Consider the following 16,885-nt stretch of genomic DNA (forward strand, 5'->3'; position numbering starts at 1 on the left):
TAAATATTATTTTAAGATGAAAAAATTATTAAAAATATTCACTATAATTCTTACCGGATTTTTATTGGCTTCTTGTGAAAAAGATGAAGATTTGGCAGTATTAACTGACGGTACCAACCCTGTACTATCAGCCGATAAAACATCCGTAGTATTATTAAGTACTAACCCTACTGATGCAGCTGTTACTTTTAATTGGGTTGACTCTGATTTTGGGGTAAAGGTTCAATTAACCAATGAACTTGAATTTGCCTTGAAGGGAACTAATTTTGCTACCTTCAAAGCTACAGCACTTACTCCTGGAGTAAAAACGTACAGTATGACTGTTAATGAATTGAATAACATCGTATTATCATTAGGGGTTAGCAGTGCTACACCCACTGATATTGAAGTTAGACTGAAGACTAGTGTTTCAACAAAAACGCATTATTCAAATATAGTTCCTTTAAAAGTTACACCGTTTATTAATGGACCAGTGTATACCTATACCGATTTATTTCTGATTGGCGATGCTACCGCAGGAGCTTGGGATAATGCAGCTGCAAATGCAAAAATTTACCCGCTTTTAAAAACTACTACGGCAAATGTTTATACCTACACAGGTTATTTTGCTGCTGGAGGGTTTAAAATAATTAAAACTCCGGGATCATGGGACACACAATATGGAATGGGTAGCGCAGGGGTATTAAGCACAAGTGGTGCATCAGGCAATATTACAGTTTCAGCAGCTGGATATTATAAATTAACAATTAATACATCTGCATTAACGTATACATTTACTGCAGTTCCTGCTCCAACTACGACCTACACTTCAATTTCTATGATCGGAACAGCTTCCAGTGATTGGAATACGGATGTAAATATGGACCAGTCAACTTTTGATCCGCATGTTTGGGTAAAGAAAAACGTAGTGTTAAGCTCTGGAGAATTTAAATTTAGAGCTAATCATGCCTGGACAACAAGTTGGGGAGTGGCTCAGGAGTTTTTTGGAACAGCAGCTGTAGGAGGAGGAAATATTCCCGTGACTACTGCCTTCACTTACAATGTTTACTTTAATGATATGACGGGAGATTTTTCTGTAATACCAGTAAATTAAGACGCAATAAAAAGTAAACATTTATTATTAATTTACATTGAATTTATAAAGTAAGGTGTTGCTTTTTAGCAGCACTTTCTTTATTTTTAAAGCATATAAATAGTCATTATGAAGAAAATTACAGTTGGGGCATTTTTGCTCTCAATGATGTTTGGGAGTGTACATGCGCAATCTTTACAATCGCCGGATGGAAAGTTTGAAATGAACTTTCAGCTGAAACAGGGCGTTCCTTACTACAACCTGAAATATAATGGGGTAACCGTGGTGGAAGATTCCAAATTAGGATTGAGATTATTTAAAGATACTTCTATAAAATTCGCCTCTGAAATTGCAAAGCCCGAAGATGCAAAATTTGATCTGAATAACGGTTTTACAAAAACAGAAGAAAAAAGAGATTCTAAAAATGAAACCTGGCAGCCGATACTAGGAGAGAAAAAGAATTATATCAATCATTACAACGAATTAGCATTGACGTTAAATCAGGCTTCTACTGAAAGAAGTATTGTGGTGAAGTTCAGGTTGTTCAATGACGGATTGGGATTCAGGTATGAATTCCCGCAGCAGAAAAATCTTAATTATTTTGTGATCAGAGAAGAAGATTCTGAAATCGATTTTCCAACAGATATGAAAGCCTGGTGGATTGTTGCAGACTATGATTCTCAGGAATATCAGTATCAGGAAACAAAAATATCTGAAATTCCGGCAAGATGGGATAAAGCTTTTGATGCCAATGCTTCTCAGTCTTTGGTTAAAAATGCAGTTCAGTCTCCATTGATGCTTAAAAAAGAAGGTAAAAATCCATTATATGTTAACGTTGCGGAAGCAGCTGTATTAGATTATCCCGCTTCACATTTAGAGGTAGATGCTCAGAATTTTAAATTCAAAACACATCTTACGGCAGACAGACAAGGGGCCAAAGGGTATATTCAAACGCCTTCGGTAACGCCTTGGAGAACGATTATCGTATCTCCAAAAGCAGAAGAAGTAATGGATTCTAAAATGATCTTTAACCTTAATGAACCTACAAAATATACCGATACTTCATACATTCACCCTACAAAATACATGGGAGTATGGTGGGAAATGATCATCGGAAAATCTCAATGGGCTTACTCTACCGCAGAAAATGTGCATTTGGGTAAAACAGATTTCACAAAACTGACTCCGAACGGAAAACATGCTGCCAATAACACAAAAGTTAAAGAATATATTGACTTTGCAGCAGAAAACGGTTTCAAAGGATTATTGATTGAAGGTTGGAATACTGGCTGGGAAGACTGGTTTGGACATTCAAAAGAATTTGTGTTCGACTTTATCACGCCGTACCCGGATTTTGATATCAAAATGCTGAATGACTATGCCCATTCTAAAGGGATTAAGCTTATCATGCATCACGAAACATCAGGTTCTGCCACCAACTATGAAAGATGGTCCGATAAAGCGTTCCAGTTGATGAACAAATATGGATATGATGCTGTAAAAACCGGATATGTAGGTGATATTATTCCTAGAGGAGAACATCATTATTCTCAATGGACGATCAACCATTTTTACAGAATTGCAGAAAAAGCCAATGAATATAAAATCATGGTCAATTCTCACGAATCTGTACGTCCGACAGGAGAAAGCAGAACCTATCCAAACTATATTTCCGCAGAAGCAGCACGTGGAACGGAATATGAAGCATTTGGAGGAAACAACGCAGACCATCAGACCATTCTTCCGTTCACAAGATGGATGGGTGGATCTATGGACTATACGCCGGGGATCTTCCAGACAAAATTAGATTACTATTTTCCTGGAGACAAACGTTTTGTGAAAACTACGTTAGTAAAACAGCTCGCATTGTATGTTACCATGTATATGCCGCTTCAAATGGCTGCAGATTTACCTGAAAACTACAAAAAGCATATGGATGCTTTCCAGTTTATTAAAGATGTGGCTGCAGATTGGGATGATACCAAAATTCTATCGGCAGAACCGGGAGATTATGTGATCACAGCCAGAAAAGCAAAAGGTACAGACAACTGGTTTGTGGGGGGAATTACTGATGAGAACAAACGCGACTATACAGTAGATTTCTCATTCTTGGACAAAGGGAAGAAATATGAAGCAACCGTGTATGAAGATGGAAAAGATGCCGATTATATTGACAATCCCCAAAGCTATAACATCTACAAAAAGCAGATTACGGACAAATCTAAATTGAATTTTAAAATGGCAAGAAGTGGAGGTTTTGCAATTTCCATCAAGCCAATAAAATAATGATCAGAATGCAGTAATAAATACAACCTTACAGGTAGACACAGCCTGTAAGGTTTTTTAATCAGATCCAGCATGAAAAAAATATATACGGTTTTTGCTATTTCGATAGCTTCAGTTGCTTTTTCTCAAATTCAGAAAGTAGAGCCCGCCTTTTGGTGGAAAGGAATGAAAAATCCTGAACTACAAATCTTAGTCTACGGAAAAGATATTGCCAAAAGTGAAATTGAACTTTCAGACGGCATCAAAATAAAGAACATCCAGAAGGTTGAAAATCCTAACTACGTTTTTCTTACGGTCAATACAAACGAGATTAACGTTCCGAAGTTTACGATTACCAGTAAAAAGGATACTAAAAATAAAAGTACCTATACTTACGAACTAAAGCAAAGGTTAGCTAATTCTGCGAATAGAGAATCTTTTAGTTCAAAAGATGTAATGTATCTTATCATGCCTGATCGTTTTTCCAATGGCGATGAGAAGAATGACTCCAATCCCCAACTCACGGAAAAAGCCAACAGAAGCCTTCCCAACGGAAGACACGGCGGAGATTTGCGAGGAATTATCAACAATCTGGACTATATCCAAAATATGGGGGCAACCGCTGTATGGCTGACTCCCGTAAATCAGGACAACGAAAAAGTATATTCTTACCATGGTTATGCACAAACAGACCTGTACAACATTGACAGCCGCTACGGAACCAATGAGGAATACCGCGAGCTTTCCCGTAACCTGAATAAAAGAAATATGAAGCTGGTGATGGATTATGTAACCAATCACTGGGGAGTTTCACATTGGATGATACAGGACCTTCCTGAAAAAGACTGGATTCATCAGTTCAGTGAAGGAGATAAAGGGTTTTTCCGCTCCAATTACAAAACCACTACCCAGTTTGATACCAACGCATCAGAAATTGATAAAAAATATGCCCTGGATGGCTGGTTTGATACCACAATGCCGGACATTAACCAGAAGAATCCTTTAGTTTTAAAATATTTGATCCAGAATTCCATCTGGTGGATTGAATATGCTGAGTTAGGAGGTTTCAGGGTAGATACATATCCTTACAATGATAAAGAAGCCATGGCAAAATGGGCCAAAGCAATTACAGATGAATATCCAAAATTCAATATCGTAGGGGAAACATGGCTGAATACCGCAGGATATATTTCAGCATGGCAAAAAGATTCAAAAACTGGAGAGGCAGCGCATTATAACTCTAATCTGCCTTCTGTTATGGATTTTATGCTTTACGGTGATATGCCTAAAGCATTTAAAGAAAAAGACGGATGGGATAGCGGATTAACTAAACTCTATAATGTTTTTGCCAGCGATTTCCTATATCCAGACATCAATAATGTTATGGTATTCTTTGAAAACCACGATACCGAAAGATGGAATGAAATTTTTAACGCAGATCCCAAGGCCTACAAAATGGCTCTTACCCTAATTTCTACTGTTCGGGGAATTCCACAGATCTATTATGGATCTGAAGTAGGAATGAGAGGGGATAAAAATAAAGGAGGTGACGCAGATATCCGCAGAGATTTCCCGGGAGGCTGGAAATCAGATAAGCAGAATGCTTTTAAGCCTTCTAATCAGACTGCCGAACAAAAAGAATATTACCAGTTTACCCAAAAATTACTGAACTGGAGAAAAGGAAAAGAAGTGATTCACACGGGAAAAACGAAGAATTATATTCCACAAGATAATGTATTTGTTTATTTCAGGTACAATGACAAAGAAAGTGTAATGGTGGTGATCAATAATAATGAAAAGGATACCACAGTAGATCTTAAACGCTTTGCAGAATCCCTGAATACAACTTCAAAAGGAAAAGAAGTGATTTCCGGTAAGGAAATTTCTCTGCGAAACAGCTTAACAATTCCTGCAAAAACTTCATTTATTATTGAGTTACAGAAATAATCTCAAATAAATTACTTTTAAAACATGAAAAAAATAACAATATTCTATACCCTGATGCTCTGTATATTGAGCTTTACAGGGATTTCTGCACAGTCGACAGCTACCCAATTGGGAAAAGAAAAAGCTGAGATCAATATGATGCTTGATGCTTTTAACACAGCTGCTGCGAAAGCAGATTTTACAGCTTATTTCAATTATTTTGCAGATGAATCTACCTTTATTGGAACCGATGCCACCGAAGTTTGGGATAAAAAAGCTTTTATGGTTTGGGCAAAACCCCATTTTGACAAAAAAAGAACCTGGAATTTTACAGCATTAAAAAGAAATATCTATTTCAGTAAAGACGGAAAACTGGCTTGGTTTGACGAATTACTGGATACTCAGATGAAAATCTGCAGAGGTTCCGGAGTCGTTGAAAAAATAAACGGAAGCTGGAAAGTAAAACAATATGTACTTTCTGTAACCGTTCCTAATGAGGTCGTGGATAAAGTAGTCGTAGAAAAGACGCCAATAGAAGATATATTAATCCAAAAACTGAAACAATAATGGCAGAGATGGAAGGGAAATACGATAAGGGTAGATTTGGAAGAGTAAAAAAACCAAATCTTTCCATGGCTCAGATCATCAATATGAGCATGGGGTTTTTAGGTATTCAGATGGCTTTCGGTTTGCAGAACGGAAATGCGAGCAGGATTTTAGCCAATTTCGGAGCAGATGTTCACGAATTATCATGGTTTTGGCTCGTTGCCCCTATCACAGGACTTATTGTTCAGCCGATCATCGGTCATATGGGCGATAACACCTGGAGCCCGTTAGGGAGAAGAAAACCTTACTTTTTAATTGGTGCGGTTTTGTGCGCGATTGGTTTGGTGATGCTTCCTAACGCAGCTTCTGCAACCCAGATGATGGCCGCGAATGTATTGCTTTTAGCGGTAATATTTTTAGCCATGATGGATGCTTCCATTAATGTTGCTATGGAGCCTTTTCGAGCGTTGGTAGGGGATATGCTTCCAAAACATCAGGCAACCATCGGGTTTTCAGTACAGACTATATTAATCGGGATAGGAGCGGTTGTTGGTTCCTATTTGCCGGACTGGCTTACTAAATTAGGGATTTCTAATGTAGCACAGGCCGGTTTTGTGGCAGACAATGTAATTTATGCATTCTATATAGGAGCGGGCGTTTTAATACTGTCCATACTATATACAATAGTAACGACTAAAGAATATTCTCCACAGGAATTTGCATCATTTGAAAACGGAAAAGAGATCGTTGAAGAACACTCTAAATTCAGTGATATCTTTAAGGATTTTGCTAAAATACCTTTACTTATGAAAAAGCTGGGAGCCGTACAGTTTTTCTCATGGTTTGCCTTATTTACCATGTGGGTGTTTACAACAAGTGCCCTTGCTACCCATCATTTCGGACTTTCTCCACAGGATACCCATTCTGCGGAATTTAATAAAGCAGGAGATCTTACCGGAAAATTATTCGGATATTATAACCTTTGGGCGATTCCGTTTGCGTTCTTGCTGACTCCTATTGCTAAACTGATCGGAAAAAAACAGACGCATGCGCTGGCACTTTTTTGCGGCGGGTTAGGGCTGATCTCAATGTACTTCATTAAAGATGTGGATTACCTGAAGCTCTCTATGATCGGACTTGGATTTGCGTGGGCGAGTATCTTAGCGATGCCTTATGCAATGCTGATTGATGCCATTCCACAGAAAAAAATGGGAGTTTATATGGGAATATTTAATTTTTTCATTGTAATTCCGCAAATCATAAATGGAGTTTTCGGAGGTCCGATTGTCAGCAATATTTTTGGAAACCAGGCCATGGATTATGTTGTCGTTGGAGGTGTATGTATGCTCATTGCAGCAGTGATTACGATGATCTTTATAAAATCAGGAGACGAAACTCCAAAAGAGATCGAAGAAGAAATTCAACAGGTTCATTTTTAAAATTCAATTTAAAATTATATTATCATACCATCAATATAAGCGGGCTTTTAGCCCGCTTTTTTGTTAGTAAAATAAAGATTTAGATATAACGGTCAGATTGTAAGTCTAATATCTGATGTCTGATGTCTGCCATCTGGTATCTAAATTCCAATACCCATTCATATTATCTATCGAATTTTAATCTTTTATTAAGCTGCTCCTGATTTTAATTCTATAATTTAGAGTAATCAAATTATTAAAAATGTACGATATCATCATTATAGGAAGTGGAGCAGGAGGAGCAACAATGGCATACAGACTTGCCGATACCGGTAAAAAAATTCTGATTATTGAAAGAGGCGATTATGTGCCGATAGAAAAAGAAAACTGGGATTCCGTTGAGGTTTTTGAAAAAAACAGATATACCACAAACGATCTGTGGCTGGATAAACATGGAAAACCATTCCGTCCGGGAATGCATTATAATGTTGGAGGAAACACCAAATTCTACGGTGCAGCTTTGTTTCGTTTAAGAGAAGAAGATTTCAGAGAAATACAGCATTATGGCGGTGTTTCACCAGCATGGCCGATTCAATATAAAGATTTACAAAATTATTATCTGGAAGCTGAAAAGCTTTTTCATGTTCATGGTAAAAGAGGATCGGATCCTACAGAACCGTTTGATTCGGAACCTTATCCAAATCCGCCATTGCCACATGAGCCAAGAATTCAGGAAATTGTGGATGAATTAACGGATTATGGACTTCATCCTTTTGAACTGCCGATTGGTGTTAATTTTACACCCCATACAACAGCAAATGCGCCCTACATCTTAGACCGTTTTGATGGTTTTCCCGATGCATCTGAAAGGAAAGGGGATGCCCATCTTTGTGCATTAGCCAAAGCATTAGAATATCCCAATGTTGAATTGATGGTTAATACAAAAGTTTTGAAACTCAATACAGATGCTTCCGGGACGAAAATCTCCGAAGTCGTAGTAGAACAGAATGGAGAAACTAAAACACTCAGTTCAGAGCTTGTCATCCTTTCGGCAGGAGCTATTAACTCTGCTGCGATCCTGTTGGAAAGTAAAAGCGAACAATTTCCGAATGGGTTGGCGAATACTTCAGATCAGGTGGGACGGAACTATATGTTTCATCAGAATACGGCACTCGTTGCCTTATATACGGAACCGAATCCAACAAAATTTGGAAAAACATTCGGGATTAATGATTTTTACCATGCCAACAGAGACTATAAGTTCCCATTGGGACACATCCAGATGTTGGGAAAATCGGATCCTCATCAGATCAAAGCCGACAGTCCGGTGGCGGCACCCGGTTTTACTTTTGAGCTGATGGCAGAACATGCCGTTGATTTCTGGCTGACTTCAGAAGATCTTCCCGATCCGGAAAACAGGGTGACTGTAGAAGACGGACAGATCAAAATAAGTTATTCCGAAAACAATCAGAAAGGACATGAATTTCTTAAATCAGAATTAATAAAAGCGCTCAAAGCATCAGGGAAGTTCGAGACCTTTCTGTTTAAAGGTTTCTATTTCAGTAAAGGAATGGATGTCGCTTCACCTGCTCACCAAAACGGAACTACAAAGATGGGTCTTAATCCTGCAACTTCAGTGGTGGATACTAACTGTAAAGCCCACGACCTGCAAAACCTTTATATTGTAGACGGCGGATTTTTTGTGTCCAGCGGCGCTGTAAATCCCGCACTTACCATTATTGCAATGGCTCTGAGAGTAGGAGATCATCTTAAAAATGAGGTGCTGACATCATGAGTTCTAAAACGGTTACCATCGTTGTTGTCTTTATATTAGCTTTTTTAACCGGAGTTAATTTCGTTGTATTTCCGGCACTGGGAACGGCTTTTACAGATCAGTCTTTATTTGGACTGTCTTCATCACAATTTGGGAACCTATTCATTCCACAGGTAATCTGTATCATTATTTCATGTTTGGGAGCGCCATTTTTAGTTAATAAATTAGGACCTAAAATTGTTTTAGGTTCCGGCCTTGTACTGATGATCGTTTCTACCGGAATATTATGGCTGTTACAGTATAATATGAATTCCCACCTGCTGTTTCCTATACTTATGATTCTGGTAGCATGCATGGGACTGGGTTTTGGTCTTTCTATCACCACTTTGAATCCTTTAGCAGCAAGTTTATTTGAAGAAGGAAAATCTTCCGCCATTTTACTCCTGCAGTTTTTGGTAGGATTGGGAACTTCTACATCACCACTGATGATGAACCTTATCGGGGATGTCAAAAACTGGATGTATGTTCCCGGAAGTATTTTCATCGTGGTTAGTATAGCATGTTTAGCCTTCTTATTTTTAAAACTGGAAAAAGGAGCATTTTTTGAACTTCCGGGGCACCTCAGAATTCCCCGGAAATTATGGATCTTTTTTGCCGTCATAGTGCTGTATGGATGTATTGAAGGAACTTTTGGAAGCTTTGGAGGCATTATCCTTAAAAATAAAGGACTGGAAAATAATAAAGCCAGCCTTGGACTTTCATTATTTTGGGGCGGTATTGCCCTGAACCGATTGCTTTTTGGATTATTTGCTAAAAAAAATGACCTGTCCGGAATTTTTCTTTTCTCTCCTTTGCTGGTTGGAGTATTGCTTTTCATTCTTCTGATAGATCCAAATATCAATATCCTGCTGGTACTGATGTTTTTCATCGGCTTTTTTATGGGCAGTATATTTCCCGGATCCATTGGCTGGGGAACGGTGGAATTTCCCACACTTTCGGTATTGGTGTCCGGATTTCTTATGGCAGCCAATCAAATCGGTACCGGTGTTGTAACGAATGTACTGGGTAATTTTTCCAATTATACCTCTGAAATCCTGGTTTTTTTAATTTTCTGTACAATTATTATCTGCGGCATCCTTTTCTATTTGAAGAGAAATTCTAAGATAAAAGAAGCATTTTGATTGGATAAGAATCAAGATGTTAGATTTCAGACATCAGCTTAACGCACAGGCTAAACACCAACAACAGACAACCAAAAACCATCAACCAAACTTCTTATCCTACGTCAACATTTCCCATCCCCACAACCCGTACATTTGTACTATAAATAATGACAATATGAAAACAGTTTATCATAAAGCAGATACGAGAGGCCATGCCAATCATGGCTGGTTAAACAGTTACCATACCTTCAGTTTTGCAAACTATCAGAACAATGACAGAACAAACTTTGGGGTATTACGGGTTTTAAATGACGATACTGTTTCTCAGGGAATGGGTTTCGGAACGCACCCGCACAAAAACATGGAAATTATCTCTATTCCTTTGGAAGGTGATTTAGAGCATAAAGATTCTATGGGAACCACTGCGGTGATTAAAAAAGGTGAAATACAGGTAATGAGTGCCGGAACCGGAGTGATGCACAGCGAGTATAACAAAAATAAGGATGAAGCCGTTAAATTTCTGCAGATCTGGGTTTTTCCTAGAGAAGCAGATGTAGAGCCCAGATACGATCAGAAAAATATTAAAGAAGGAGAAAAAATCAATGGATTCCAGCAAATTTTATCACCTGATAAAAATGATGACGGGGTATGGATTCATCAGGATGCATGGTTCAATCTGGCGAATTTTACAAAAGGGAATGGTAAAAATTATACCCTCAATAAAAAAGGAAACGGAGTGTATGCATTTGTATTAAAAGGAAGTGCTAAAGTAGGAGACCGTATTCTGAATGAAAGAGACGGATTAGGAATCTGGGATACCCAAAGTTTTAATATAGAAGCAGAGGAAGATACAGAAATTCTTTTGATGGAAGTCCCTATGGAATTGCCTTCTTATCTTAAATAAACTAAATTTGTAACGATAAAAAAATAGATACATAATAATGAAAGTTTTAGCAATAGCAGGAAGCAACTCGGCAGCTTCAATGAACAAGCAGTTAGTGGCCTATGCATCCACTCAATTTGAAAATGCAGAAGTAGAGGTAATCGATCTTGATGCTTTTGAAATGCCTATTTACAAACATGAAAGAGAATTAACAGGTGGTGTTCCTCAGGAAGCAAAGGATTTTGCAGCAAAAATTGATGGTGCAGACATACTGTTGGTTTCTTTAGCAGAACATAACGGAACATATTCTACTGCTTTTAAAAATATTTTTGACTGGGTATCCAGAATTAAAGATAGAACAGTATGGAATGAAGTTCCTATGCTATTGATGTCTGCAGCACCTGGAGGAAGAGGTGGAGCAGGTGTTTTGGAAGCGGCAACCAAGCGTTTTCCTTTCCATGGAGGAAATATTGTAGAAACATTCTCACTTCCTTTCTTTAATGATAACTTTGATAAAGCAGCTCAGAAGATTTCTAACGAAGAGAAAGACAGTGAATTAAAGGATAAAATAAAAAAGATTGCAGCCGTTGAAACAATCCTTGAAAAATAGAATTTGAATATTAATTTAAAATTACTATTTTTGCAAAAAGAAAAGAGATGAAAATTCAGTCCACCTTCAAAGAATGTTTTTCAAAAAAAGGAGAAACTGTGGACTCTGAAATTCTGAGATAAAATAACGGCCGATAATCTACCAAGATTGTCGGCTTTTTTATTTTACAAAATTGATATAAAATAAAAATTAAAATGTACCAATTGACCAATGTAACAGTTTACCAATTCAAAGCATTGTTACATTATTAGACTGATACATTGCTAAATTATAAAGCATGAGCAACACATACAAATCTGCAGGAGTAGACAAAGAAGAAGGGTACAAAACCGTTGACAAGATCAAGAAAGCGGTAAGCGAAACCCACAATTCCAATGTATTGAACAATTTGGGAAGTTTTGGTGCTTTCTATGAGATTGGTGGATACAAAAATCCTGTTTTGGTTTCCGGAACGGATGGTGTAGGAACAAAGCTGAAAGTAGCGTTAGATTCCAAACAATACGGTTCTATCGGGATAGACTGCTTTGCAATGTGTGCTAATGATATTCTTTGCCACGGGGCCAAGCCTTTATTCTTTTTAGATTATTTAGCTTGTGGAAAGCTGGATTCTGAAATTGCTGCCGAAATCGTACTAGGTATGGTAGAAGCTTGTAAAGATAATAACTGTGCATTAATTGGTGGTGAAACTGCTGAAATGCCGGGAATGTACAAGCCGGGAGATTATGATGTTGCAGGATTCTGTGTAGGAATTGTAGAAAAAGATCAGATCATTGACGGTTCAAAAATTAAACCGGGCAACAAGATTATTGCACTGCCAAGCTCAGGATTCCACTCAAACGGATTTTCTTTGGTCAGAAAAATCTTCCCTGATTTCGCAGAAGAATTTGAAGGGAAACCATTATATGAAACCTTATTGGTACCTACAAGATTATATTACAAAGACATTCATAAACTGTTGGAAGAAATAGCAGTTTGCGGTATTGCTCACATTACAGGAGGAGGTTTATACGAGAATATTCCAAGAATTATTCCTCAAGGTCTGTGTGCTTCTATTGATGCTTCCAAAATCCAGATCCCAAGTGTAATGCTTGAATTGGAAAAAAGAGGAAATATTGCCCGTGAAGAAATGTATGGAACATTCAATATGGGAGTAGGAATGATCGTGGTGGTAGACCCTGCTCATGCAGAAAAAGTATTACACCTTTTAGATGATGCTTACGAAATCGGTGAGATCACGGAAGGAACTGAAAAAATAGATTTAAAATTTTAGGAGCTTAATCCCGCTTTCCGCTATATCTTTTTTATTACGGCCTCCGCTTCGCTCCGGCCGCAACAAAAAAGGATGCCGCTGCAATCGGGGCTGGTTTATAACAGTCAAAGTCTTATCAGGGTTTTAAACCTTGACAAGACTCACAAAATAAAAATGAAAAACATCGTCATACTCGTTTCAGGTTCAGGAACCAATCTTCAGAGAATTATAGATTCCATTGAATCGGGAGCTATTCAGAATGCGAAAATCAGCTTGGTAGTAGCCGACAGAGAATGCTACGGACTGGAGAGAGCTAAGAATCATGCTATAGAAAGTATACTGATTCCAAGAGGAAAAAACTTTAGTGCAGAATTAAGCAAAGTTATTCCTGAAAATACAGATTTGATCGTGTTGGCAGGATTTCTTTCCATTCTGAAACCTGAGTTCTGTGAAAACTGGACCGGTAAAATAATTAATATCCATCCTGCATTACTTCCGAAATTCGGAGGAAAAGGAATGTGGGGAATGCATGTACATCATGCGGTAATTGAAGCTAAAGAAAAAGAAAGCGGGGCGACTGTACATTTTGTCACTCCGGGAATTGATGAAGGAGAAGCCATTCTTCAGAAATCATTTGAAGTAACAGAAGATGATACTGCTGAAACAGTTGCCGAAAAAGTACATCATATTGAATATGAAATTTTCCCGATAGCGATCAATAAAGTATTAGGAAACTAAAAAACGAATGTATTCATCTAAGGATGTAACAGTTTTATAAATCATTGTTACATTGTTAAACCGATACATTTTTACACAAGGAAAATCTAAGTAAAATAAAAGTAAATCCGGGGGTGAAAGACCGGGAATACAGTTTGAAGTAGCTGTAAAAAGTAAAAAATTGAAAGTAAAATGAGTAAAAAGAGAGTATTAATAAGTGTTTCTGACAAAAGTGGATTGACCGAATTCGCTCAGTTTTTGGAAGCCCAAAATTACGAGTTGATTTCTACAGGAGGCACGTTCAAACATTTGAAGGAAGCAGGTTTACATCCCATTCAGATTGATGAGGTAACCGATTTCCCTGAAATGCTGGACGGTAGAGTGAAAACTTTACACCCGAAAGTTCATGGCGGATTGCTTGCTGTACGTTCCAATGAAGAGCATATGAAGACGGTTCAGGAATACGGAATCGGGCTTATAGACATGGTCATCGTAAACCTTTATCCTTTCTTTGAAAATGTAAACAAGGATATTTCTTTACATGAAAAAGTAGAATTTATCGACATTGGTGGTCCTTCAATGCTTCGTTCAGCAGCCAAAAACTTTGACTCTGTTACGGTAATTACCGATGTAGAAGATTATGCTACGGTAAAAATTGAAATGGAGCAGAATGGTGATACTTACATTGAAACCCGTAAGAAATTAGCCGGAAAAGTATTCAACCTTACATCAGCTTATGATGCAGCTATTTCAAGAATGCTTTTAGATGAAGACTATCCAACGTATCTTAATGCTTCTTACAAAAAAGTGTCTGACCTGAGATATGGTGAAAACCCTCATCAGACAGCAGCTTACTACGTTTCTACTTTCGAGAACGGAGCAATGAAAGATTTCGAACAGTTAGGAGGAAAAGAACTTTCTTTCAACAACCTTCGCGATATGGATCTTTGCTGGAAAGTAGTGACCGAATTCAAAGAAGAAATGGCATGTTGTGCCGTAAAACACTCTACTCCTTGTGGCGTTGCGATCGGAACTTCAGCATTGGAAACGTACCAGAAAACGTTCGAATGTGACCCGATTTCTATCTTTGGCGGAATTGTTGCAATGAACTACAAAATCGATGCAGCAACAGCAGAAGAATTAAACAAAACATTCCTTGAAATTGTAATGGCTCCGGATTTTGACGAAGCAGCATTAGAAGTTTTAAGAAAGAAGAAAAATCTAAGAATTATTAAAATTGTAAATCCGGTTTCCGATAAGCAGACCTGGGTGAAAGTAGATGGCGGAATTCTGGTTCAGGACAACGACAGTATCTTCTCTGATGATATTAAAGTAGTAGGAAATGTACAACCTACGGAAGAACAGAAAAAAGCATTACTTTTCTCTCAGAGAGTAGTAAAATATGTGAAATCCAACGCAATTGTTGTTTCTAATGGAATTCAGGCTTTCGGTATCGGAGGCGGACAGGTAAACAGAATCTGGGCTACTCAGCAGGCGATTGAAAGAGCTAAAGAAAAATTCACAGGAGACTTAGTATTGGCTTCTGACGCATTTTTCCCTTTTCGTGATGTCGTAGATTTCTGTGCAGAACAGGGAATTAAAGCGATCATTCAGCCTGGAGGAAGTGTAAAAGACCAGGACAGCATCGAAGCAGCCAACGAGCATGGCATCCCGATGATGTTTACTGGAGTTAGACATTTTTTCCATTAATTAAATTAAGATTAAAATGTTAGTGGAAAATCTTTCATTTTTTAGACAGTAATTATTAATTCTAACTGCGTACTAATACCTTTGAAACCTTAATTATTATAGGTTTTGAAAGAAATACCAGTAAATACGGTGTTAAAAATGGCTGTTGAGAAGAAAGAAAAACACTAAGAAAATTATATTTTGAGATTGTATTTATAGCATTCAAAATTATATATTTGTAATATTATAGACTAGTTAATTATATAAAGTATGAGAATATTAATCATAGGTGAAGGTGGAAGAGAATCTGCTTTGGCTGCAAAACTTCAGAAAGACTCAAGAGTGAGTAAAATGTTTTTTGCCAACGGAAATGCAACAACCGATGTAATAGGGAAAAATGTTCATTTATCAGAGATTAAAGAACTGAGAGATTTTGCTATTAAAGAAAAAGTAGATTTAACGATCGTAGGTCCTGAAGCACCGCTTGTAGCAGGCTTAAAGGATGAATTTAAAAAGCATGATCTGAAAGTTTTTGGTCCCAACCAAAAAGTGGCAAGTCTTGAAGGAAGTAAAGCTTTCTCTAAGAAATTTATGCAGACCTATGATATCAAGACGGCAAGAGCTGTAGTATTTGATTCATATAACGAAGCTAAAGAATATGTACAGACGCAGGAATATCCTTTGGTGATCAAAGCAAGTGGTTTAGCAGGAGGAAAAGGTGTTGTTATTTGCGATACTTTGGAAGAAGCTGAAGCTACGATCCATGATTTCATGATCCGCAGGATTTATGGAGATGCTGGGATCCGCTTAGTGATCGAAGAATATTTGGAAGGTTTTGAAGCTTCAATTATTGCATTCTCAAACGGTGAAAAATTATTCCCATGTATTGCAGCGAAAGATTATAAAAAAGCCGGAAACGGGGATACAGGACCTAATACCGGTGGTATGGGATCTGTGGCACCAAGCCCGGAATTTACAGCAGAACATGAAGCAGATTTCGAAAAGAATATCCTGGAGCCTACTGTTAAAGGATTAAAAACGGAAGGATTCAGTTTTAAAGGAATCATTTTCTTCGGATTAATGGTAACTAAAAACGGAACATACCTTCTTGAATATAACATGAGATTCGGAGATCCTGAAACACAGGTATTGATGGCCCTTATGGAAAACAATCTGTTAGACGTTATCAACGACTGTATGGAAGGAAAAGACCTTCAGCTTACTTTTAAAGACGAAAAAGCAGTTTGTCTGGTAATGTGTTCCGGAGGATATCCAAGAAATATAGAAACAGGCTTTGAAATCGTAGGAGAAGACAAAGTAAAACATAGCCAGCTATTGTATGCAGGCGCTGTTAAAAAAGGCGATAAAGTAGTTTCTAACGGGGGTAGAGTACTCAACATTGTGGCCACAGGTGCTACCTATGACGATGCCCGTAAGAAAGTCTACGAAGATGCAGCTCATGTACACTTCGACTACAGCTTCTACAGAGAAGACATCGGGAAGTTTTAATAAAAATCACGAAAAAAGATTTGGAACATTTCCAAGTCTTTTTTTGTAAAGAAGTTAAAATTTA

General features: G+C 37.7%; 13 protein-coding genes. All 13 read left to right on the plus strand.

From position 1 onward, the window contains the following. The first annotated feature begins 16 nt into the window (after nt 1-16). Entirely contained in the window at nt 17-1,093 is a 1,077-nt protein-coding gene (locus IW15_RS04810; RefSeq protein ID WP_034709640.1) for a SusE domain-containing protein, read from the plus strand. Nucleotides 1,094-1,201: 108 nt separating this feature from the next. Beyond that, complete coding sequence (locus IW15_RS04815; protein ID WP_034709642.1) at nt 1,202-3,358, plus strand: glycoside hydrolase family 97 protein; 2,157 nt, start codon at nt 1,202-1,204, stop codon at nt 3,356-3,358. A 72-nt stretch (nt 3,359-3,430) separates the two neighbouring features. After that, nucleotides 3,431-5,284: a glycoside hydrolase family 13 protein gene (locus IW15_RS04820; RefSeq protein ID WP_034709643.1), complete on the plus strand. Its 1,854-nt coding sequence runs from the start codon at nt 3,431-3,433 to the stop codon at nt 5,282-5,284. A 24-nt stretch (nt 5,285-5,308) separates the two neighbouring features. Next, nucleotides 5,309-5,830: a nuclear transport factor 2 family protein gene (locus tag IW15_RS04825; protein ID WP_034709644.1), complete on the plus strand. Its 522-nt coding sequence runs from the start codon at nt 5,309-5,311 to the stop codon at nt 5,828-5,830. Beyond that, nucleotides 5,830-7,248, plus strand: a complete 1,419-nt coding sequence (locus IW15_RS04830) for an MFS transporter (RefSeq protein ID WP_084681364.1) — start codon at nt 5,830-5,832, stop codon at nt 7,246-7,248. The genes IW15_RS04825 and IW15_RS04830 overlap by 1 nt, the downstream gene beginning before the upstream one ends. A gap of 241 nt (nt 7,249-7,489) precedes the next feature. Continuing rightward, a complete protein-coding gene (locus tag IW15_RS04835; RefSeq protein WP_034709645.1) occupies nt 7,490-9,022 on the plus strand; it encodes a GMC oxidoreductase in 1,533 nt (510 codons plus the stop codon). Next, a complete protein-coding gene (locus IW15_RS04840; RefSeq protein ID WP_034709646.1) occupies nt 9,019-10,182 on the plus strand; it encodes an MFS transporter in 1,164 nt (387 codons plus the stop codon). The genes IW15_RS04835 and IW15_RS04840 overlap by 4 nt, the downstream gene beginning before the upstream one ends. Nucleotides 10,183-10,339: 157 nt before the next feature. Then, a complete protein-coding gene (locus IW15_RS04845; protein ID WP_034709648.1) occupies nt 10,340-11,068 on the plus strand; it encodes a pirin family protein in 729 nt (242 codons plus the stop codon). Nucleotides 11,069-11,105: 37 nt separating this feature from the next. Beyond that, the gene (locus IW15_RS04850) at nt 11,106-11,657 is read left to right on the plus strand and encodes an NADPH-dependent FMN reductase (protein WP_034709649.1); all 552 of its coding nucleotides are present in this window, start codon (nt 11,106-11,108) and stop codon (nt 11,655-11,657) included. A gap of 277 nt (nt 11,658-11,934) precedes the next feature. Beyond that, the gene (purM, locus tag IW15_RS04855; RefSeq protein WP_034709650.1) at nt 11,935-12,927 is read left to right on the plus strand and encodes a phosphoribosylformylglycinamidine cyclo-ligase; all 993 of its coding nucleotides are present in this window, start codon (nt 11,935-11,937) and stop codon (nt 12,925-12,927) included. Nucleotides 12,928-13,080: 153 nt separating this feature from the next. Continuing rightward, a complete protein-coding gene (gene purN, locus IW15_RS04860; protein ID WP_034709651.1) occupies nt 13,081-13,644 on the plus strand; it encodes a phosphoribosylglycinamide formyltransferase in 564 nt (187 codons plus the stop codon). 171 nt (nt 13,645-13,815) lie between these two features. Continuing rightward, nucleotides 13,816-15,333, plus strand: coding sequence for a bifunctional phosphoribosylaminoimidazolecarboxamide formyltransferase/IMP cyclohydrolase (purH, locus tag IW15_RS04865; protein WP_034709652.1), 1,518 nt, complete (start codon nt 13,816-13,818; stop codon nt 15,331-15,333). A 249-nt stretch (nt 15,334-15,582) separates the two neighbouring features. After that, nucleotides 15,583-16,821 carry a phosphoribosylamine--glycine ligase gene (gene purD / locus IW15_RS04870; RefSeq protein WP_034709653.1) on the plus strand — a complete coding sequence of 413 codons (1,239 nt, stop codon included), beginning with the start codon at nt 15,583-15,585 and terminating at the stop codon, nt 16,819-16,821. The last annotated feature ends 64 nt before the right edge of the window (nt 16,822-16,885 follow it).

Origin of the sequence: Chryseobacterium soli, assembly GCF_000737705.1 — a bacterium.
Taxonomy (GTDB): domain Bacteria; phylum Bacteroidota; class Bacteroidia; order Flavobacteriales; family Weeksellaceae; genus Chryseobacterium; species Chryseobacterium soli.

Coding starts and splice junctions, on each gene's coding strand:
- IW15_RS04810 (WP_034709640.1), top strand. CDS start 17: ATGAAAAAATTATTAAAAATATTCACTATAATTCTTACCGGATTTTTA.
- IW15_RS04815 (WP_034709642.1), top strand. CDS start 1,202: ATGAAGAAAATTACAGTTGGGGCATTTTTGCTCTCAATGATGTTTGGG.
- IW15_RS04820 (WP_034709643.1), top strand. CDS start 3,431: ATGAAAAAAATATATACGGTTTTTGCTATTTCGATAGCTTCAGTTGCT.
- IW15_RS04825 (WP_034709644.1), top strand. CDS start 5,309: ATGAAAAAAATAACAATATTCTATACCCTGATGCTCTGTATATTGAGC.
- IW15_RS04830 (WP_084681364.1), top strand. CDS start 5,830: ATGGCAGAGATGGAAGGGAAATACGATAAGGGTAGATTTGGAAGAGTA.
- IW15_RS04835 (WP_034709645.1), top strand. CDS start 7,490: ATGTACGATATCATCATTATAGGAAGTGGAGCAGGAGGAGCAACAATG.
- IW15_RS04840 (WP_034709646.1), top strand. CDS start 9,019: ATGAGTTCTAAAACGGTTACCATCGTTGTTGTCTTTATATTAGCTTTT.
- IW15_RS04845 (WP_034709648.1), top strand. CDS start 10,340: ATGAAAACAGTTTATCATAAAGCAGATACGAGAGGCCATGCCAATCAT.
- IW15_RS04850 (WP_034709649.1), top strand. CDS start 11,106: ATGAAAGTTTTAGCAATAGCAGGAAGCAACTCGGCAGCTTCAATGAAC.
- purM (WP_034709650.1), top strand. CDS start 11,935: ATGAGCAACACATACAAATCTGCAGGAGTAGACAAAGAAGAAGGGTAC.
- purN (WP_034709651.1), top strand. CDS start 13,081: ATGAAAAACATCGTCATACTCGTTTCAGGTTCAGGAACCAATCTTCAG.
- purH (WP_034709652.1), top strand. CDS start 13,816: ATGAGTAAAAAGAGAGTATTAATAAGTGTTTCTGACAAAAGTGGATTG.
- purD (WP_034709653.1), top strand. CDS start 15,583: ATGAGAATATTAATCATAGGTGAAGGTGGAAGAGAATCTGCTTTGGCT.